17 protein-coding genes are annotated in these 18,158 nt (G+C 68.1%); 5 read left to right on the top strand and 12 right to left on the bottom strand.

Annotated features, from left to right (window positions below; genetic code table 11):
- The first annotated feature begins 50 nt into the window (after window positions 1-50).
- Window positions 51-923 (top strand): 1,4-dihydroxy-2-naphthoate polyprenyltransferase, encoded by an 873-nt coding sequence (locus tag ABD116_RS26680; protein WP_343975858.1) that lies wholly within the window; start codon window positions 51-53, stop codon window positions 921-923.
- Here the strand turns inward: ABD116_RS26680 and cds1 are convergent.
- Window positions 920-2,044, bottom strand: a complete 1,125-nt coding sequence (cds1, locus tag ABD116_RS26675) for an L-cysteine desulfhydrase Cds1 (protein ID WP_343975855.1) — start codon at window positions 2,042-2,044, stop codon at window positions 920-922. The two genes, ABD116_RS26680 and cds1, sit on opposite strands and share 4 nt — an antisense overlap.
- 104 nt (window positions 2,045-2,148) lie before the next feature.
- On the opposite strand from cds1, the gene ABD116_RS26670 reads away from it, so the two are divergent.
- Window positions 2,149-3,171 (top strand): M48 family metallopeptidase, encoded by a 1,023-nt coding sequence (locus tag ABD116_RS26670; RefSeq protein WP_343975852.1) that lies wholly within the window; start codon window positions 2,149-2,151, stop codon window positions 3,169-3,171.
- Window positions 3,172-3,211: 40 nt separating this feature from the next.
- Entirely contained in the window at window positions 3,212-3,697 is a 486-nt protein-coding gene (locus tag ABD116_RS26665; protein WP_343975849.1) for a GNAT family N-acetyltransferase, read from the top strand.
- Window positions 3,698-3,759: 62 nt separating this feature from the next.
- Here the strand turns inward: ABD116_RS26665 and ABD116_RS26660 are convergent, their stop codons facing one another.
- From ABD116_RS26660 to hemL, 9 genes are all read right to left on the bottom strand, one after another.
- Window positions 3,760-5,313, bottom strand: coding sequence for an MFS transporter (locus tag ABD116_RS26660; protein WP_343975846.1), 1,554 nt, complete (start codon window positions 5,311-5,313; stop codon window positions 3,760-3,762).
- A gap of 61 nt (window positions 5,314-5,374) precedes the next feature.
- Entirely contained in the window at window positions 5,375-5,986 is a 612-nt protein-coding gene (locus ABD116_RS26655; protein WP_343975843.1) for a TetR/AcrR family transcriptional regulator, read from the bottom strand.
- A 252-nt stretch (window positions 5,987-6,238) separates the two neighbouring features.
- Window positions 6,239-6,490, bottom strand: coding sequence for a DUF4229 domain-containing protein (locus ABD116_RS26650; protein WP_343975841.1), 252 nt, complete (start codon window positions 6,488-6,490; stop codon window positions 6,239-6,241).
- A 3-nt stretch (window positions 6,491-6,493) separates the two neighbouring features.
- On the bottom strand, window positions 6,494-7,573 hold the full coding sequence (gene ccsB / locus ABD116_RS26645) for a c-type cytochrome biogenesis protein CcsB (RefSeq protein ID WP_343975838.1): 1,080 nt from the start codon (window positions 7,571-7,573) through the stop codon (window positions 6,494-6,496).
- Complete coding sequence (gene resB / locus ABD116_RS26640; RefSeq protein WP_343975836.1) at window positions 7,570-9,165, bottom strand: cytochrome c biogenesis protein ResB; 1,596 nt, start codon at window positions 9,163-9,165, stop codon at window positions 7,570-7,572. The genes ccsB and resB overlap by 4 nt, the downstream gene beginning before the upstream one ends.
- A 1-nt stretch (window position 9,166) precedes the next feature.
- Entirely contained in the window at window positions 9,167-9,886 is a 720-nt protein-coding gene (locus ABD116_RS26635; RefSeq protein ID WP_343975833.1) for a cytochrome c biogenesis CcdA family protein, read from the bottom strand.
- Between the two features lie 27 nt (window positions 9,887-9,913).
- Window positions 9,914-10,486, bottom strand: a complete 573-nt coding sequence (locus ABD116_RS26630) for a TlpA family protein disulfide reductase (RefSeq protein ID WP_343975830.1) — start codon at window positions 10,484-10,486, stop codon at window positions 9,914-9,916.
- Complete coding sequence (locus tag ABD116_RS26625) at window positions 10,486-11,136, bottom strand: histidine phosphatase family protein (protein ID WP_425552153.1); 651 nt, start codon at window positions 11,134-11,136, stop codon at window positions 10,486-10,488. The genes ABD116_RS26630 and ABD116_RS26625 overlap by 1 nt, the downstream gene beginning before the upstream one ends.
- 14 nt (window positions 11,137-11,150) lie before the next feature.
- On the bottom strand, window positions 11,151-12,485 hold the full coding sequence (gene hemL, locus ABD116_RS26620) for a glutamate-1-semialdehyde 2,1-aminomutase (protein ID WP_343975827.1): 1,335 nt from the start codon (window positions 12,483-12,485) through the stop codon (window positions 11,151-11,153).
- Between the two features lie 271 nt (window positions 12,486-12,756).
- Between hemL and ABD116_RS26615 the strand changes: the two genes are divergently transcribed.
- Window positions 12,757-14,136 (top strand): lytic transglycosylase domain-containing protein, encoded by a 1,380-nt coding sequence (locus tag ABD116_RS26615; RefSeq protein ID WP_343975824.1) that lies wholly within the window; start codon window positions 12,757-12,759, stop codon window positions 14,134-14,136.
- 155 nt (window positions 14,137-14,291) lie between these two features.
- Here ABD116_RS26615 and ABD116_RS26610 read toward each other — a convergent pair whose 3' ends face one another.
- Entirely contained in the window at window positions 14,292-15,254 is a 963-nt protein-coding gene (locus tag ABD116_RS26610) for an LLM class F420-dependent oxidoreductase (RefSeq protein WP_343975822.1), read from the bottom strand.
- 148 nt (window positions 15,255-15,402) lie between these two features.
- The gene (locus ABD116_RS26605; RefSeq protein WP_343975819.1) at window positions 15,403-17,244 is read right to left on the bottom strand and encodes a S8/S53 family peptidase; all 1,842 of its coding nucleotides are present in this window, start codon (window positions 17,242-17,244) and stop codon (window positions 15,403-15,405) included.
- Between the two features lie 138 nt (window positions 17,245-17,382).
- Here ABD116_RS26605 and ABD116_RS26600 point away from each other — a divergent pair, with 138 nt between their 5' ends.
- The gene (locus ABD116_RS26600; protein ID WP_343975816.1) at window positions 17,383-18,072 is read left to right on the top strand and encodes a hypothetical protein; all 690 of its coding nucleotides are present in this window, start codon (window positions 17,383-17,385) and stop codon (window positions 18,070-18,072) included.
- The last annotated feature ends 86 nt before the right edge of the window (window positions 18,073-18,158 follow it).

Genomic DNA, 18,158 nt, shown 5'->3' with positions numbered 1-18,158 from the left:
TCCCGTACCGGCTGCAAGCCCTTACCGACCGGCTGACAGAATCGTTTGCCATGGCCACCCCTGCCCAGTGGATCGAAGGCGCTCGCCCTCGCACCCTGCCCGCCGCGATCGCTCCCGTGCTCGTCGGTACCGGCGCAGCCGCCTACCTCGATGCTTTCGTCTGGTGGAAGGCCCTGCTCGCACTCGGCGTCGCCCTGATGCTCCAGATCGGCGTCAACTACGCCAACGACTACAGCGACGGCATCCGCGGCACCGACGAGAACCGGGTCGGCCCGCTCCGCCTAGTAGGTGCCAAGGTCGCCACCCCGCAGCAGGTGAAGACCGTAGCGTTCACCTGCTTCGGCATCGGCGCAGCACTCGGCCTGGTACTAGCCATCACCACCACCTGGTGGCTACTGGTCCCAGGAGCCGCATCCATCCTCGGCGCCTGGTTCTACACCGGCGGCAAGAAGCCCTACGGCTACCGCGCCCTCGGCGAGATCAGCGTCTTCCTGTTCTTCGGCCTGGTCGCAGTACTCGGCACGACCTACGTCCAAGCCGAAAAGCTCCACTGGACCGCAGTAGCCGGCGCAGTAGCCATCGGCAGCATCGCCTGCGCACTCCTGGTCGCCAACAACCTCCGCGACATCCCCACCGACTCAGTAACGGGCAAGCGCACCCTGGCCGTAGTACTGGGTGCAGCCAACTCAAGACGCCTGTACGCCGCCCTGATCGCCCTAGCCTTCATCCTGGCAGCCGTCTCAGCCGTGGCAACCCCCTGGACTCTCCTAGCCCTGGTTGCCCTGCCCCTGGCCGCCAAGGCCGCCAAAACGGTCCTAAGCGACGCAGTAGGCCCCGCACTCATCCCCGTGCTCCAGGGCACCGGCCTCACCGAACTGGTCTACGCCATCGGCCTGACCGTCGGCCTCTTCCTGGGCAACTAGCGCACAGGCTCCCGCCACCGCCCAGTCTGAGCAAACCCCTCCAGCGTCTCGGTGTACGGCGCCAGATCGATCCCACTGCGCTTCAGCCAGTCGTCGTCGTAGTAGGTGTCGCCATACAGCCCGCCGCTGTCGCACAGCAACGTCACGATGCTCCCCTGTACGCCGGTACGCCGCATCTCCGCCGCCAGCCGCAACGACCCCCACAGGTTGGTACCGGTAGATCCGCCCACCAACCGCCCGGTCACGGCCGAGCAGAACCGCATCGCCGCGATCGAAGCAGCATCCGGCACCGCGATCATCCGGTCGACCACCCCGAGCACGAACGACGGCTCGACCCGCGGCCGCCCGATCCCCTCGATCCGCGACGGCCGCCCGGTGGCGAAGTCACCGTCCAGCGACTCGAAGGCCGGGAAGAAGGCCGAGTTCTCCGGGTCGACCACCGCGACGGACGTCTCGTGCCGCTGGTACCGGACGTACCGGCCGATCGTCGCCGACGTGCCGCCGGTCCCCGCGCCGACCACGATCCAGGTCGGGACCGGGTGCTGCTCGAGCGAGAGCTGGTTGAAGATCGACTCGGCGATGTTGTTGTTGCCCCGCCAGTCGGTCGCCCGCTCGGCGTAGGTGAACTGGTCCATGTAGTGGCCGCCGGTCTCCTCGGCCAGCCGCTTGGCCTCGCCGTAGATCTGCCCGGAGCGCTCGACGAAGTGGCAGCGGCCGCCGTAGAACTCGATCAGCCCGATCTTCTCCGGGCTGGTCGAGGCCGGCATCACCGCGATGAACGGCAGCCCGAGCAGCCGGGCGAAGTACGCCTCGCTGACCGCTGTCGAGCCGCTGGACGCCTCGATCACCGTGGTGCCCTCGCCGATCCACCCGTTGCAGAGCGCGTACAGGAACAGCGACCGGGCCAGCCGGTGCTTGAGCGAGCCGGTCGGATGGACCGACTCGTCCTTCAGGTACAGGTCGACCCCGACCGAGGCCGGCATCGGGAAGGCGTGCAGGTGGGTGTCGGCACTGCGGTTGGCATCGGCCTCGACGAGCCGGATCGCCTCGGAGACCCAGGCCCGAGCCTTGTCGTCGCGCCGATCAACCTCCCGAGACGGCATTGGACGGTTGCTACTCATCTGGTCAGGCTAGGACAGTACCGACAGTTTAGGTATTCCTACTCTCTGCAACCGGACCCCGAAGCGAGCTAGGTTGGTGGTCTACGCCGACCCGTGGGGGATTGATGAGTGAGAACGAAGAGCGGCCGACCCGGCCGCGGGTGACTCTGACCGACATCAGCTCGCGGGCCTGGGAGCACCCCGCCGACCGCGGCGCGCTGGTCGCGCTGCGGCAGCTGAAGGGCTTCGACTTCATCCTGCGGAAGATGTCCGGGCTGATCAACGAGCGGGCCTTCCGGCTGCAGTTCCTCGGTTCGGCGATCCGGGTCGACGAGCGTCAGTTCCCCAAGATCCACACCCTGTACACCGAGGCCGCGACGACGCTCGACGTCCGTCAGCTGCCCGAGCTGTACGTCACCAACAGCCCGGTGTGGAACGCGGTCACGATCGGCATGGACAAGCCGTTCATCGTGCTCAACAGCGCGCTGATCCAGGGCCTCGACGACGAGGAGACCCGGTTCATCCTCGGCCACGAACTCGGCCACGCGCAGAGCGGGCACGCCCTGTACCAGTCGCTGCTGCTCTGGTTGATGCGGCTCACGGGCGCCGTCAACTGGATGCCGATCGGCGCCTTCGGGTTGCGGGCGATCATCGCTGCACTGCACGAGTGGTCCCGCAAGGCGGAGCTGTCCGGCGACCGGGCCGGCCTGCTCGCAGTACAGGACCCGGCGGCAGCGCTGCGGGTGCAGATGAAGCTCGCCAGCGGTGGCCAGCTCGACCAGCTCGACACCACCGCGTTCCTGGCCCAGGGCACGGAGTACGAGAGCTCCGGCGACCTGCGCGACAGCGTGCTCAAGCTGCTGCTGCTCGAGGCGCAGTCGCACCCGCTGGCCGTCATCCGCGCGCACGAGCTGCGCCGCTGGGTGGACGAGGGCGAGTACACCTCGATCGTCTCCGGCACCTACCCGAAGCGGCAGGAGGACGGCGACGCCTCGATGACGCAGGAGGCGAAGAACGCCGCCAAGTCGTACTCCGACTCCTTCGCCCGCTCCCAGGACCCGCTGGCCAAGCTGCTGCGCGACATGGGCGACGGCCTCGGCGGCGTCCGCGACTGGGTCTCCTCGAAGTTCCAGCCCCCGCGGTCTTAGTCATTTGAGCACGACCCCGTCAGCGCGAGAGGCTGGCGGGGTGATCGAACTCCGCGAACTCACCACAGACGACTGGCAGCTCTGGCGTGAGCTGCGCCTGGCCGCCCTCGAGGAAGCCCCCTACGCCTTCGGCTCGCAGCTGGCCGACTGGGTCGACGCCGAGGAAGAGCGCTGGCGCGCCCGGCTCGACCTCCCCGGCTCCCGCAACTTCGTCGCGGTCCTCGACGGTACGCCGGTAGGCATGGCCAGCGGCGTCCGCACCGACGAGAACGGCGTCGTCGAGCTGATCTCGATGTGGATCGCGCCGACCGGCCGTGGCCGCGGCATCGGCGACCAGCTGATGGCCAAGGTCGAGCAATGGGCCCGCGACCAGGCCGCCGCCCACACCCTCCAGCTGTCCGTTGCTGATGGCAACGACAAGGCCCACGCGCTCTACCTGCGCAGCGGTTTCGCCGACACCGACATCGAGGGCGAACTGATGCCCGACGGCGTCCACCACGAAGTCGTGATGCGCAAACCGCTCTAGCCGGGCATGACGAAAGGCCGCCTCCCCCTCCGGAAGACGGCCCTTCGCGTACTACGGTGACGTCAGCCGACGTGGACCGGCTTGCCGTCGTTGGCCAGGTCCTGGTGCTTGACCGAGAGACCGACCAGGGTGAACAACGCGGCACCGACGAACATGATCGCCGACACCATGAACGCGGTGGTGAAACCGTGCGTGGTGGCGACGGCCTCGGCCTGCTTGGCCAGTACGCCGGCCTGATCCGGTGCGGCCTGCGATGCCTTGGCCAGCCCCGGCGCGAGCTCGGTGAACTTGTCCTTGATCGCGTTGGTGGAGACCGTGCCCAGCAGCGCCAGGCCGACCGCACCACCGATCTGCTGGACCGTGTTCAGGACCGCGGATCCGACCCCGGAGTCCTCGTCCGCGACCCCACTGACCGCGGTCAGCGTGAGCGGTACGAAGATCAGGCCCATCCCGAAGGACAGCAGCAGGATGTACGGCAGCAGGTGAGCGGCGTAGCTGGAGCCCACCTCGAGCTGGGTGAAGCCGAACATGCCGCCCGCGGCGATCGCTGCACCGGCACCGGAGATCCAGCGCGGGTCCATCCGGGCGATCAGCGTGGAGGCGAGCTGGGCCGCGACCACGATGCCGAAGCTGAACGGCAGGAAGGCGAAGCCGGTCTTCAGCGCGCTGTAGCCGAGCACGTTCTGGATGAAGATGCCGAGGAAGTAGAACATCGAGAACAGCGCCGCGCCGACGATCAGCATCACGAAGAAGCTGATCCCACGGGTCCGGTTCGCGAGGATCCGGAACGGCATCAGCGCGTGCCGCGAGCGGGCCTCGATCAGCAGGAAGACACCGATCAGGGCGACGCCGCCGATGATGAACGCGAGGGTGGCGCTGTTGCCCCAGCCCTTGCTGCCGGCGTGGGTCAGACCGTAGACCAGCGAGGTCAGACCGATGGTGCCGGTGATCGCGCCGGGCAGGTCGAACTTGCCGTGCTGACGCGCCGACTCACCGAGGTACCGGATCGCCAGGACCGCGACGATCAGGCCGATCGGGGTGTTGATGAAGAAGGTCCAGCGCCACGACGCCTCGGTCAGCAGACCACCGAGAATCAGGCCGACGGCGGCACCCGCGCCGGACATGGCGGCGTACACGGCCATCGCGCGGTTGCGCTCCTTGCCGGCCGGGAAGGTGGTGGTGATCAGGGCGAGCGCGTTCGGTGAGGCCGCCGCGGCACCCAGGCCCTGCAGGACCCGGCTGGCCAGCAGCAGGGTCTCGTTCTGCGCGATACCACCGAGGAACGACGCGACGCCGAACAGCACCACACCGAACATGAACACCTTGCGGCGGCCGAGGATGTCCCCGATCCGGCCACCGAGCAGCAGCAGACCACCGAAGGCGAGCGCGTACGCGTTGACGACCCACGGCAGCGAGCCGTTGGTGAAGCCGAGGTCCTTCTGGATGTGCGGGAGCGCGATGTTGACGATGGTGCCGTCGAGCACCACCATCAGCTGCGCCATGGAGATCAGCGCGAGCGCGATACCGAGATTGCGGTGGCCGTGGGTAGCCGGTTCGGCCACCGAGTCGACCGGTCGCCCCTCTGGCGGGTCGGCCTTGATGACGTCTTCAGACATGCTGCAATATCCCCTCTTGGGTGTAACTGGCTTTTAGGTCGCCGGCCGGCCCCTCACCGGCTCAGCTCACCTGCGACCCCCGCGCCGCAGGCATGATCACGTTGTCGATCACTCGGAGAATGAGGTCCTCGGTCGGCTCGATGCCGAGTACGAAGGCTTGGTGGACGACGATCGCCGGCAGCGTGACCGAGAGCAGCTCGACATCCACGTCGGGCCCGATCTCGCCCCGCTCCACAGCGCGCCGGTAGACCCCGTTGGTGATCGCGATCCGGGGCGCCAGGAACAGCTCCTGGAAGGCCCGCTTGAGATCCTCGTCGCGGTGCAGCGCGGTCATCAGACCGGCCATCACCGACATCGGCATCTCCTCGGTGAACCCGCCCTCGCCGCACGACATCGAGATCAGGTCGCCGCGCAGGCTCCCGGTGTCGACGTCCTCGGGCATCGGGCAGCCCTTGGCGCGGCTGATCGCGTCCACGACCAGCTCCGCCTTGGTCGACCATCGCCGGTACAGCGTCGCCTTGCTGGCCTTGGCGGCCGTCGCCACCGCGTCCATCGTCAGCCGGTCGTAACCCAGCTCGGCCAGCGTCGCGACCGTCGCGTCGAGGATCTCGTCCTCGCGCCCGCCCTCGACCCGCGGCCGCTGGCGCGGACCTGCATCGGCAACATCGGCCATGGTCTCTGTATCACCCTCGGTAGTCGTTTGATTGCTGATAGAACGAAACGGTTTCGTTTCATCAACTACGTTACGACTCATGTGAAGGACTGCACAAACGATTTTCTTCCGGAGGCTTCTGTGTCCTACGTCACTCTGAGTACCAGCGATCCACTGGTCTTACTCATCCCCGCCTGAACAGACGCAAACAGCCGGCCGCCATCAGGCGAGCCGGCTGTCCGATATCCGGTACTGCGAAGTCCCGTACTGCTGTCAGTCCTCGTCCTCGGCCGCCCGGGCGGCCTCCATCCGGGACGCAATCCGGCCGGCTCGCTCGTCGATCTTGGCGGCGAGCCGGTCGCGGGCGGAGCGGAGGACGAACAGGGACAGGATGGCGGTGATGAACAGGGCGAGCAGGGCCAGCGGCCAGGCGCTCAGCCAGGTGTGGAAGGCGACCCAGAGGATGCCGAAGGAGACCAGGAACAGCACCAGCCGCAGGCCGGTGTAGATGGCGAATTCCTTCATGGCTCAGACCCCGGCGTAGGAGTGCAGGCCGGACACGAGCAGGTTCACGCCGACGAAGTTGAAGATGAAGACGAACCAGCCGACGATCGCGATCGTCGCGGCCCGGCGGCCACGCCAGCCGGCCGTCGCGCGAGCGTGCAGGTACGCCGCGTAGACGACCCAGGTGACCAGCGACCAGACCTCCTTGGGGTCCCAGCCCCAGTACCGGCCCCAGGCGTACTCCGCCCAGATCGGCCCGGCCACCAGCACGCCGAAGGTCCACAGCGGGAAGGCGAACGCCAGCACCTTGTACGCCGTACCGTCCATCGCCTCGGCACTCGGCAGCCGCTTCAGCGACGCCGACATCGTCCCGCCGTCCAGCACCCGCCGCTCGGCGCGCGCCTTGACCAGGTACAGGATCGAAACCAGCCCGCCGATGGTGAACGCGCCACCGGAGATCGCCGCGGCCGACACGTGGATCACCAGCCAGTACGAGTGCAGCGCCGGCACCAACGGCCCAGCCGGCGTATAAAGCGCCAAGGTCGCCAGCCCCAGCACCGCGGCCACGAACAACGTGACACCCAGCCCCAGCCACTGCAGCTTGGCCCGATGCACGAACAACAAATAGACAGCCGCTACCGCCAGCGAAGAGGTGATGGAGAACTCATACATGTTCCCCCAAGGCACCCGCCCAGCCGCGAGCCCTCGAGTAACCACCCCAGTCAAATGCAGCAAAAACGCCAACCAGGTCAGCAACAACCCAACCCGACTAGCAGCATCAGCCCGCTCCGACCGCCCCGCATCTCCGCCGCCTGCGGCGGAGATGCCGGAGATGGTGGAGGTGGCAGACGCCCCAGCGGAGCCAGAGGCTGAAGTAAGCGTGCCGGCTGACGTAACACCATCTGCGCCGCCGGCGGACCCGGCCCGTGCGGAGGTGCCGGCGCCGACGGCGGATGTGACCAGAGCGTCTCCTGCAACTGCTTTGGTCACCACAGCCCGGCCCATCGCCCATTCGAGGGTGTGGGAGACCATCGCGAGGATGTAGATGACGGTTGCCGTCGGGATGACCAGGTTGGAGAGGTGTGCGTAGTTCTCCGGGCTCATGGCTTCTCCTGCATCGGTTCTGCTGATTGCGGCGCTGGCTTCAGGGCGACTGCGATGGCCTGGATCTCGTCCCCGAGGCCGCGTTCGGGCCCCCGGTCCAGCCCGGCGACCTCGACCACGGTACGCCCGTCCTGCGTCCGGACCCGCACCCAGGTACGCCGTGGGTGGATGAACAGCGACCCCATCAACCCGAGGATGGCGAGCAGGATCCCGGCCAGCGCCAGATGCAGACCCGGAGTGTGACTGATCTGCAGCTTCACCCACCGGTCGTACGAGTCGAAGGTGATCGAGCCACGGTTGTCCGGCAGCTTGAAGCTCTGCCCCGGCGCGAGCTGGAAACGCAGCTTGTCCCCACCGTCGCCCGAGAACTGCGTCAGCTTCGACTTGTCCAACTGATAGACCGACTGCGGCTTGCCCGTCTCCACCGACGGCCGGCCGTAGTACGCCGTCATCGCCAGCACCGGGTTGAGCGCATCAGGGAAGACCGACGTCGGCCCACGCTGCGGATCGATCACCCCGGTCGGCAGGAAGAACCCTTCGAAACCGAGCTGTTCCGGCCGCGCGTCCGGCGCCTTGATCACCCCGAACGACGAGAAGTTGCTGTCCTGCGGCAGGAACGGCGCCGGCCCGGAGAACGCGACCTCACCCTTCCCGTCCCGAACCGTCACCTTCGGCGCATACCCGTGCCCGAGCAGGTGTACATCGGTACCGTCGACCTGCAACGGATGATTCACCTGCAGGTCGTACGACTTCTCCGGCGAGTCCGGCGTCTCCTGGTACGTGATCGGCGCCTTGAACTCACGCGCCGCCCCGCGCTGCGGACCGTCGGTCTGGAACTTGACCGTGAAGCTGTCCACCTTCAGCGAGAACGGCGGCAGATCGTCCGGCTTGAACACCCGGCCCGGGCTGAAGTCGTCGTACTGCGCGATCGAGTTCGAGAACTCGTTGCCCACGACAACCAGCACGGTGCCGTGGTATCCGAACAACGCACCCCAGGCCGCGCCGATCAGCGCCAGGATCAAGGAGAAGTGGAAGAGCAGGTTGCCCGCCTCGCGCAGGTACCCCCGCTCGGCCGCCACCGCGCCGTCGTACAGCTCGACCCGGAAACGCCGCCGGCGCAGCTCGGTCGCGGCCAGCTCCAGCACATCGCCGTCGGTACCGGCCTCGAAGGACTGGTATCCCGCCAGCCGGTTGAGGTTGCGCGGCGGCTTCGGCGGCCGGGCCCGCATCGCCTTCAGGTAGACCTGAAGCCGCGGCACCACACAACCGATCAGCGAGATGAACAGCAGCAGGTAGATGGCCGAGAACCAGGCCGACTTGTAGACCGAGAAGAGCCCGAGCTTGTCGTAGAACGGACCCAGCTTGGGGTGCGCCTCGAGGAAGTCGGAGACCTTGACCGGATCGATCGCGGTCTGCGGGATCAGCGAGCCCGGCACCGCGCCGAGCGCGAGCAGGAAGAGCAGCACCAGCGCGGTCTTCATCGAGGTGAGCTGCCGCCAGGTCCAGCGCAGCCAGCCGATCAGGCCGAGCTTGGGCAGGTCGGGCTGATCTGGCGGCGTCGGCGCCTCGACGCGATCCTTCACGTCCGTCACGTCACACCGCCGATCCGAAGTTCGCGACCCATTGCCTGAGCTCGGCGGTCATCGAGTCCCACACTCCTGTCAGCAGCAGTAGCCCCACGGCGATCATCAGCACGCCGCCGATCCGGATCACCATCACCTGGTGCTTGCGCACCCAGGCGACCGCGCCGAGCATCCGCCGGAAGGCGAGCGCCGCGACGATGAACGGGATGCCCAGCCCGAGGCTGAACACCAGCGCCAGGATCGCACCCCGGCCGGTACTTCCCTCGGTCGCGGCCAGGTTCATCACCGTGCCGAGCGTCGGCCCGATGCAGGGCGTCCACCCGAAGCCGAACAGCACGCCCAGCAACGGCGCCGCCGCGATCCCGACGGCCGGCACCCGGTGCACCCGCACGTCGCGCTGCGCGAAACCGAAGCCACCAAGGAAGATCAGGCCGAGGACGACCGTCGCGCCACCGAGCACCTTGGTGATCACTGCCTGGTGATCGAGCAGTGCGTTGCCGACGGCACCGAACAGCACGCCGGTCAGGATGAACACGGCGGAGAAGCCCGCGACGAACAGGCTCGTCCCAGCCAGCATCCGGCCGCGGCGCTCGGACCCGAGCTCGGCCGCGGACAGCCCGGTCACGTAGGACAGGTAGCCCGGTAACAGCGGAACCACGCAGGGTGAGAAGAACGAGATGGCACCGGCCAGCACCGCGATCGGCAGTGCCACCAGCATCGAACCAGTCATCGACTGGGCGAACCACTCACCCACGGGTCAACTCGCGTCCTTCACCATGCCGAGCAGGGTCTGCTTGGTCACGCTGCCGATCACTCTCGACGCGACCTTGCCCTGCTTGTCGATCACGATCGTCGCCGGGATCGAGCTCGGCGAGATCTTCTGGCCCCGGAACAGCAGCAACTGCTTGCCGGACGGGTCGTAGATGCTCGGGTACGGCACCTCGAACGCCTCGACGAACTTCTTCGCCGGAGCCGGGTCGAGATCGCGCGTGTTCAGGCCGATGAACTGGACGCTCGCGCCGAGCTCCTTGGCCGCGGCGCTGAAGTCCGGCGCCTCCTTGCGGCACGGTGGGCACCACGATCCCCACACATTCAGCACGGTGACCTTGCCGGTCTGGTCGGCGAAGTTCCATTCCTTGCCGTCGAGCGTGGTGCCCTTGAAGTCGGGCGCCTTCTCCCGGTCGGCCGGCGCGAAGCTGGAGACCCGGCCGCTGCCGCTGACGAAACCGGTCTGGCCCTGGCGGGTGTCCTTCACGTCCTGACCGGAGCTGCAGGCCGTGGCGGCCAGCAGCACGGCGGCCGCGACGGACGTAGTACGGAGCAAACGCATCAGGCGCCGCCCGAGAACTTCTTGGGGTTCTTGACCGGGAGCAGGTCCTTGGCGGGCTCGGCGTAGCCGACCGAGACGATCGCGTCGCCGTGGAAGGTGAACGAGGTCAGGCTGGCCAGGCTGCACTGCCGCTTGCGCGGGTCGTGCAGCATCCGGCGGTGCTCCACCGCGGACCGGACGATCCAGATCGGCAGCTGGTGCGACACGATCAGCGCCTCGTGCCCGGCCGCCTTCTGCCGGGCCGTCTCGATGGCGTCGCGCATCCGGCGTACCAGCTGGCTGTAGGGCTCGCCCCAGGACGGCTTCCACGGGTTGCGCAGCAGCCACCAGGCACTCGGCTGGCGCAGCGCGCCGTCGCCGACGCCGAACTTCTTGCCCTCGAACTGGTTGGCCGCCTCGATCACCCGCTCGTCGATGTCCGGCGTCAGGCCGAACACCTTGGCGATCGGCTCCATCGTCTCCTGGGCCCGCTCCAGCGGCGAGCTGACCAGGTGCACGATGTCGCGGCCGGCCACGTGCTCGGCGACCCGGTCGGCCATCTTGCGGCCGAGCTCGGACAGGTGGAAGTCGGGGATCCGGCCGTACAGCACGCCGGTCGGGTTGTGCACCTCGCCGTGACGCATCAGGTGCACGACCGTCGTTTCGGTCACCGTTGCCGGTCCCTTCAGTTCTCTACGGCCGCTGCCGCGCGGGCGGCGGAGGCAAGTGCGGTCTCGAGCTGGGCCAGCGCGTCGTCGTCGATGGCGGCGCTCACGAACCAGGCCTCGAAGGCGCTCGGCGGCAGGTAGACGCCGGCGTCCAGCATGGCATGGAAGAACGCAGCGAATCTGGGCAGTACCTGGGCTCCGGCCCCGGCGAAGTCCCGAATCGGCCCTGCTGATGTCACGGCGCCTTCTGAAGACTCCACGAAGAAGACGCTGAAGAGGTTCCCGGCGTTCTGTATGTGATGGGGCACACCCTCCTTGGACAGCGCCGTCGTGACGAGCTGCCGGATGGTCGCCGAGGTCTCGTCCAGCCTGGCGTAGACCTCGTCCGTGGCCAGCCGCAGCGTGGTCAGGCCGGCCGTGGTGGCGATCGGGTTCCCGGACAGCGTCCCCGCCTGGTAGACCGAGCCCTCCGGCGCCAGGTGCGACATCAGGTCGGCCCGGCCGCCGAACGCGGCCGCGGGGAAGCCACCGCCCATCACCTTGCCGAACGTCATCAGGTCCGGCACGACGCCGTCGACGCCGTACCAGCCGGACTTGGTGATCCGGAAGCCGGTCATCACCTCGTCGGAGATGAACAGTGCGCCGTTGTCCTTGCAGGTCTTGGCGAGGAAGGCGTTGAAGTTGTCCAGCGGCGGGACGACGCCCATGTTGCCGGGCGAGGCCTCGGTGATGACGGCGGCGATCTGGTCGCCGTACTGGGCGAAGGCGGCGGTGACGGCTGCCTGGTCGTTGTACGGCAGGACGATCGTGTCGGCGGTGGTCGCTTCGGTGACGCCCGGCGTACCGGGGATGCCGAGCGTGATGACGCCCGAGCCCGCCTGGGCGAGCAGCGCGTCGACGTGGCCGTGGTAGCAGCCCGCGAACTTCACGATCTTGGCCCGGCCGGTCGCGCCCCGGGCCAGCCGGAGCGCTGACATGGTCGCCTCGGTGCCGGACGACACCAGCCGGACCTTGTCCACCGGCGTGCGGGAGACGATCTCCTCGCCGAGCTCGACCTCGGGACGGGTCGGGGTGCCGTACGACGTACCGCGGCTGACCGCCTCCTGCACGGCGGCCGTCACCTCCGGGTGCGCGTGGCCGAGCAGCATCGGCCCCCAGGAGCAGACCAGGTCGACGTAGGTGTTGCCGTCGACGTCGGTGATGTGACATCCGTCACCGGAGGCCATGAAGCGCGGAACGCCGCCGACGGCGCGGAACGCGCGGACCGGGGAGTTCACCCCGCCCGGAGTGACGGCGGAGGCTCGGTCGAACAAGCTGGCGGACTGCTCAGTGAGGTCGGGCACGGCGGCCATTCTCCCCGACAGACCAGTGCGCCGGGTGGGCGGGGAGCACGCTCTCATCGGGCAGTTCTGCGAGTAAGCGGTCTCCAGGGGGTTCACAGCTGGCTTGTTACGCGCCAGTATGGGTACCCGGTGACCGTGCGTGCACTGTCTGCGCCCGACTCGTAACCCACACACGGGACGTGCGTTAGACCCGATAACGGACGGTGGCACCGGTACAGACGAGAAGATTTGTCCGCAGTGTGGGGCGGGGCAGGTCGATGAGTCACGGAGGGGATCATCGATGGCGAAGGGCAAGCGTCGCGCCATGGGCGGGAGCGGGTGGCGTCAGGTGGCGCCACTGATCCCGCTGGCGTTGTTCGCGAGCGCGTTCACCGTCAGTGCCACCGACGATCCGGCGGTCGCGACCGCGGCGCTGGATCAGGGGTTGGGGAAGAACAACCCGGTCGTCGTACCGAAGCAGCCGATCGAAGACCCCGCGAACGTGGCGGTCAACGGTGTGGTCGGCAACGGTGTCGACCCCGGTGAGCAGCCGACCCAAGTGGTCTCCGGCCTGTCTCGCAACGGCATTCCCAACGCGGCACTGAAGGCGTACTCGCGGGCTCAGCAGGTGATGGCGCAGGCCGATCCGACCTGTCAGTTGCCCTGGACCCTGGTGGCCGCGATCGGCCGGGTCGAGTCGAACCACGGACGTTTCGGCGGCAACTCGCTGATGACGAACGGGGTCGTCACGCCGGGCATTCTCGGCCCGCGGCTGGACGGTTCGGGCACGGCGAAGATCACCGACACCGACGGCGGCAAGCTCGACGGCGACGCGGCGTACGACCGCGCGGTCGGGCCGATGCAGTTCATCCCGCAGACGTGGCAGATGATGGGCGTCGACGGCGACGGCGACGGGGTGAAGAACCCGCAGGACATCGACGACGCGGCGATGTCGACGGCCGTCTACCTGTGCTCCGGCACCGGGAACCTGTCCAAGGCTGCCGACCTCAATGCGGCCGTCCTGCGCTACAACCACTCGCAGCAGTACGTCGACCTGGTGATCAGCATCGCCAAGGCGTACGCGGGCGGCAGCTGGATCGCCGTCGGCAACGGCACCGAGGGCGACGATCAAGGTGTCGACCGGGCCGGTGGCGTGGTCGACGATCCGAACATCGACGCTCCGGCCGACCAGAACCTGCCGCAGGCGGTCAACCTCCCGACGTACCCGGGGGTCAAGCCGACCCCGACGCCGACCATGGTCCAGGGCGGCGACGGCAAGCCGACCACGTCCCCGACCAAGCGGCCGCCGACGACCTCGAAGCCGTCGACCCCGCCCACCACGTCGAAGCCGCCGACGAGCAAGCCCAGCACTCCGCCGGCCAGCAAGCCGCCGACGACCAAGCCGCCGGCCGCGCCGCCGGTGGTCGCGAAGCTGCAGACCTCGGTCGGCCTGATCGTCGGCACGGTCGGCAGCACGCTGACCGAGCTGACCAAGGCGACCACCTACTGCCAGTCGGAGCTGTCGAAGGTCACCATCACCCACCCGACCCAGCAGCAACTGCAGAAGTGCGTGACCGCGTTCCAGACCGGCGGCACCAAGGCCGTCGACCAGGTCATCCGCAACCTGCTCTCGCTGCTCGGTCTGCTCGGCGTCCTCGGAGGCGGCCTCCTCGGCGGCTGAGCAGACACCCCAAGGCCGGCGCGCCTGCCCCCACCCCTCCCTTAGGCGCGCCCCTGGCGACGCCACGGAACCTCTCCCCCCGGTTTCGTGGCGTCGCCCTTTACGTGATCAAGCGCTTAGTTGAGGATGTTTCAGCTTTGCCTTGCAGGCCGGCCTCAGGCGAAGCGCTTGGTGATCTGTTCCATCCGGTCGACCAGGTCGAGGTCGTAGGCCACGCCGGGGACGTAGAAGATCACGTAGTCGGCGCCGGCCTCGAGGGCCGCCTCGACCTTGTTCGCGATCTCGTCCTCGGTGCCGATCAGGTTGTCCTTGTCGAACCGCTCGCGGTCCATCGGGCCGAGCGCCTTCCCGGTCGCCTTGACCGGGTCGTCGCCCTTGTCGATCGGGAACGCGTTGATCCCGGTCGACTTGATGATCTCGTCGTAGTCGCGGCCGATCGCGTCGCAGTGACCCTTGAGGATCGCCGCCTTCTCCTTGATCACCTCGGGGTTGCCGCCGCCGATGTTGGCCGCGTCGGCGTACTTGGCGACCAGCTTCAGGGTGACGTTCGGGCCGCCGCCGCCGATCCAGAAACTCGGGTGCGGCTTGCGGACACCCTTCGGCTCGTTGATCGGCTTGTCGATCGAGTAGTACTTGCCGTCGAAGACCGGCTCGTCCTCGGTCCACATCTTGTAGATGATCTCGGTGGCCTCGCGGAACGCGCCCATCCGGTCCTTGAGCTCCGGCCACTCGTAGCCGTACGCCTTCCATTCGTGCTCGTACCAGCCCGCGCCCAGTCCGGCGTACAGGCGGCCGTGGCTGGCGACGTCGACGGTGGAGGCGATCTTGGCGTAGAGCGCCGGGTTGCGGTAGCCGTTGCAGCCGACCATCTGGCCGATGTTCACCCGCTTGGTGTCACGGGACAGCGCCGCGGTCGTGGTCCAGGCCTCGAAGGTGCTCTCGGTGCTCGGCTCCGGCACCGTGTGGAAGTGGTCGAACAACCAGATCGAGTCCCAGGACCCCTCGTCGGCCTTCTTCGCGACGGCGGTCATCGCCTCCCACTGCTCGACGGGGTCGCTGAACCCCGCCAGATCCATCTTCCACCCTTGTGGAACGAACAATCCAAACCGTGTTGTCATGCCTCCATCCAATAGGTGAGGTGCTGAACCGGTCCAGCACCCCACCTACTGAATTCCTGCTGAATAACCCCACTCCAGCTTCTTAATCCCTCTTACGTCCGAAGAAGTGGAGGTGACGTCCCTCCACTTCTTCGGACGTAAGGGTCGGTTAGCGGGCGCTCAGGACGCCGGCTCCGAAGGCGGCGCCGTCTCGGTGGACGGCTCGGGCTGCGAGGATGGTGTTCAGTACGACGGGATGGATCTTGCCGCCGAACTCCTGCCTGGTGAGGGCGGCCACTCCGGCCGCTGACGGGGCCGCGGCGGACGTACCGAAGAAGCGGCACTGGCCTTCCACCGCGGTCGGGCAGGTGCCGGAGCCGAACGGTCCTACGCCGCTGACCGAGACGCCGTCAGAGGCCGTCCAGTACGGCGCCGGGAAGCTCTGGGACAGCGGTCCGCTGACTCCCTTGCACGGACCGGGCTTGCCGCCCGGGCAGCGCGTGGTGGTGATGATCTGGGTCGGGCCGGCCGCGCTGAACGCCTCCAGCGCGATCGTCTTCGGGTCGACCGAGGTGCTGGCGTTGACGGCGCCGGCGCTGGTCGCGAAGCCCAGGTAGTTGGAGTCCGGGTTCATCGAACCGGCCCGCTCCGGCGGGTCGATCGTCTGGACGCCGGCCGACAGCGCGCGCCAGCGCAGGTCGAGCACCGGCGCCTTCTTGGCCGACGAGGTGCCCTGGACGTCCACGACGAGCTTGGCGGGCTGCGCCACCCCGGTCGTGTTCTCGTAGATGAACTGCTCGATGGTGTCGCCGACGCCATCGGCCTGGACGGCGTTGCTGGCCGCGAGGCACTTGGTGCCGGTGGCATCCATCAGGTACAGGTTGAGGTCGGTGAACCCGCCCTGGCCCGCGGTCGGGAAGACGGCGCGCGGCTCACTCCACTGCAGCGTCGGCATGACCGTCGCCCCCGGCAGCAGGTTGAGGTCGTACGTCGTGTCGTCGCCACGCAGCTTCACCACGTTGTCGACCGCGTTCGGGCAGCCGGTGAACGGACCCACTGCGCCGTCGGCTCCCTTGCCGGTGCCGATGGCGGTGACCCGCGGCGCATGCCGGCCACCGAGGTTGCCGGCCGACGAGCTGACCCAGATGCCGTGCGCGGCCAGGCCCTCCGCCGTCGCAGCGCCGATGCCCTGCTGGAAGGCCGGCTCGTCGTCGAGGGCGATGTCCTCGGCGATCATCGTCACGCCCGCGTTGGCGAGCTCGTGGAACGCCTCGACGTACTCGGCCGTGGTGTCCCGCGTGCTGGCGTAGGCGAGCTTCGCGTCCGGGGCGATGTCGTGGATGATCTCGAGCATCGCGGTGCCCTCGTCATCGTCGTACGCCGCCTGCCGCAGAACCTGTACGTCGGCCGGCAACTCGCCCTGCGCGATCGACTCGGCCAGGTGATCGACATCGCCGGAGATGGCGCCGACCTTCTGCCCCTTGCCGGTCAGCCCGCGGGCCTGTGCCAGGTCGGCCTTGTGCAACTGCACGCTCTCAGCCTCGATCGGCCCGACGTCGACCGCCGGCCGCAGCGAAGGCCGCAACGCGCTGACCCAGCCGAGCGACGCCACCGCGTCGAGCTTGTCGTACGGAACGGTCGTCGACAGCAGACCGGTCGTCGGCAGATCAGCGCCCGGCACGGCCTTGAAGTCGGCCGAGTTCTTCAGCACCGACACCCCGAGCGAGGTGAGCGACGCCTCCTGCTGAGCCGTCACCGGCGCAGCCGCATAAACCTGTACTCCGATCCGCCCGTTGCCGCTGATCCCCAGCGAACGCGCCTCCGGCGAGGCCGTATTGACCTTCGCCTTGGCAGCCGCGCCCGCAAGCGCCGCGCTGTCCCTCAACAGTGTCGGAATCTTGGACGGCTGAGCCGCCACCGGCGCGGCCACAGCGGGTTGCACCACCGCCGCCGTCACCAAAGCCGGAGCAATCAGCAACAAACTGCTCACCAGATACGTCGACTTCTTCACAGAGCCCCTCCCCTAGCTTCGCGAACCTCGCACCACCGTGACGCAGCAACCAGACCCTGTCCAGAGCTCCATCCGACAACGAGGGGAATCCCCATCAACCCGCCGAAGTTCAATCAACTGTTCACCGAATCCACCCCTTTGATCGCCCAGGGCAACCACACCCGCGACACCCCGCCCGAGGAAGGCGGCCGCTGGCCGGTCAGCGTCGTACTACGCCCGCCGGCCGACTCCCCGCTGAGCCGAACCCTCGACCAGCTGACAGCGGAGGCGGCAGCCCTGGCCAACGGGCCGGACGCCGGCGCTGACGGCCACTGGCAGACCGGCCAACTCGGCTCCGCCCACCTCACGGTCCGCGCGCTCGAGCTTTACCGCCCCACCGTCGACCCCGACGAGCCGGCCATCAAGCGTTACCTGTCCGCCATGGAACGAGCCGCCACCGGCCCTGCCCGCGTCGAGGTCACCGGCCTCACCCTCACTCGCGGCACCGTGATGGCTTGCGCCGTCCCCCTCGACGACCAGGCCGACCTCTTCATGGACCGGCTCAAGGACGAGCTCGGCGACGACGCCTGGCACGAACTCCCCGACGGCCGGCGCGACATCTGGTATCTCAACCTCGTCCACTTCACCACCGGCATCCCCGACCCCGGCCGACTCATCGACTGGGTGCGGGCCCGCCAAGACACCGCCTTCGGGGAGGTCGTCATCGACCGGGCCGAGCTCGTCCGGTTCTGGCATGCGCCGGGTGGCTCACGGCCGTACATGCGGCCCGAAGTACTGGGCAGTGCTTACCTCAGGAACCGGCTCCATGGGCGGAATCTTGCGGAGTGAGAGCGCTCTAGTTCCGGAACCGCCGGGGTATTGACGCCATCGGTTCGAGGGCTGAGAGTCGGGCGCGACGCGTGCGTGAGGCTCGC

The sequence above is a fragment of the Kribbella koreensis genome (genome assembly GCF_039525325.1).
GTDB lineage: Bacteria > Actinomycetota > Actinomycetes > Propionibacteriales > Kribbellaceae > Kribbella > Kribbella koreensis.
The sequence above is the reverse complement of the archived record's forward strand: the minus strand, read 5'-3'. Positions and strand labels throughout refer to the sequence as shown.

Excerpts from the sequence above, each read along its gene's own strand:
- ABD116_RS26680 (WP_343975858.1), top strand. The coding sequence starts at position 51 with ATGGCCACCCCTGCCCAGTGGATCGAAGGCGCTCGCCCTCGCACCCTG.
- cds1 (WP_343975855.1), bottom strand. The coding sequence starts at position 2,044 with ATGAGTAGCAACCGTCCAATGCCGTCTCGGGAGGTTGATCGGCGCGAC.
- ABD116_RS26670 (WP_343975852.1), top strand. The coding sequence starts at position 2,149 with ATGAGTGAGAACGAAGAGCGGCCGACCCGGCCGCGGGTGACTCTGACC.
- ABD116_RS26660 (WP_343975846.1), bottom strand. The coding sequence starts at position 5,313 with ATGTCTGAAGACGTCATCAAGGCCGACCCGCCAGAGGGGCGACCGGTC.
- ABD116_RS26655 (WP_343975843.1), bottom strand. The coding sequence starts at position 5,986 with ATGGCCGATGTTGCCGATGCAGGTCCGCGCCAGCGGCCGCGGGTCGAG.
- ABD116_RS26650 (WP_343975841.1), bottom strand. The coding sequence starts at position 6,490 with ATGAAGGAATTCGCCATCTACACCGGCCTGCGGCTGGTGCTGTTCCTG.
- ccsB (WP_343975838.1), bottom strand. The coding sequence starts at position 7,573 with ATGAGCCCGGAGAACTACGCACACCTCTCCAACCTGGTCATCCCGACG.
- ABD116_RS26635 (WP_343975833.1), bottom strand. The coding sequence starts at position 9,886 with ATGACTGGTTCGATGCTGGTGGCACTGCCGATCGCGGTGCTGGCCGGT.
- ABD116_RS26630 (WP_343975830.1), bottom strand. The coding sequence starts at position 10,486 with ATGCGTTTGCTCCGTACTACGTCCGTCGCGGCCGCCGTGCTGCTGGCC.
- hemL (WP_343975827.1), bottom strand. The coding sequence starts at position 12,485 with ATGGCCGCCGTGCCCGACCTCACTGAGCAGTCCGCCAGCTTGTTCGAC.
- ABD116_RS26615 (WP_343975824.1), top strand. The coding sequence starts at position 12,757 with ATGGCGAAGGGCAAGCGTCGCGCCATGGGCGGGAGCGGGTGGCGTCAG.
- ABD116_RS26610 (WP_343975822.1), bottom strand. The coding sequence starts at position 15,254 with ATGACAACACGGTTTGGATTGTTCGTTCCACAAGGGTGGAAGATGGAT.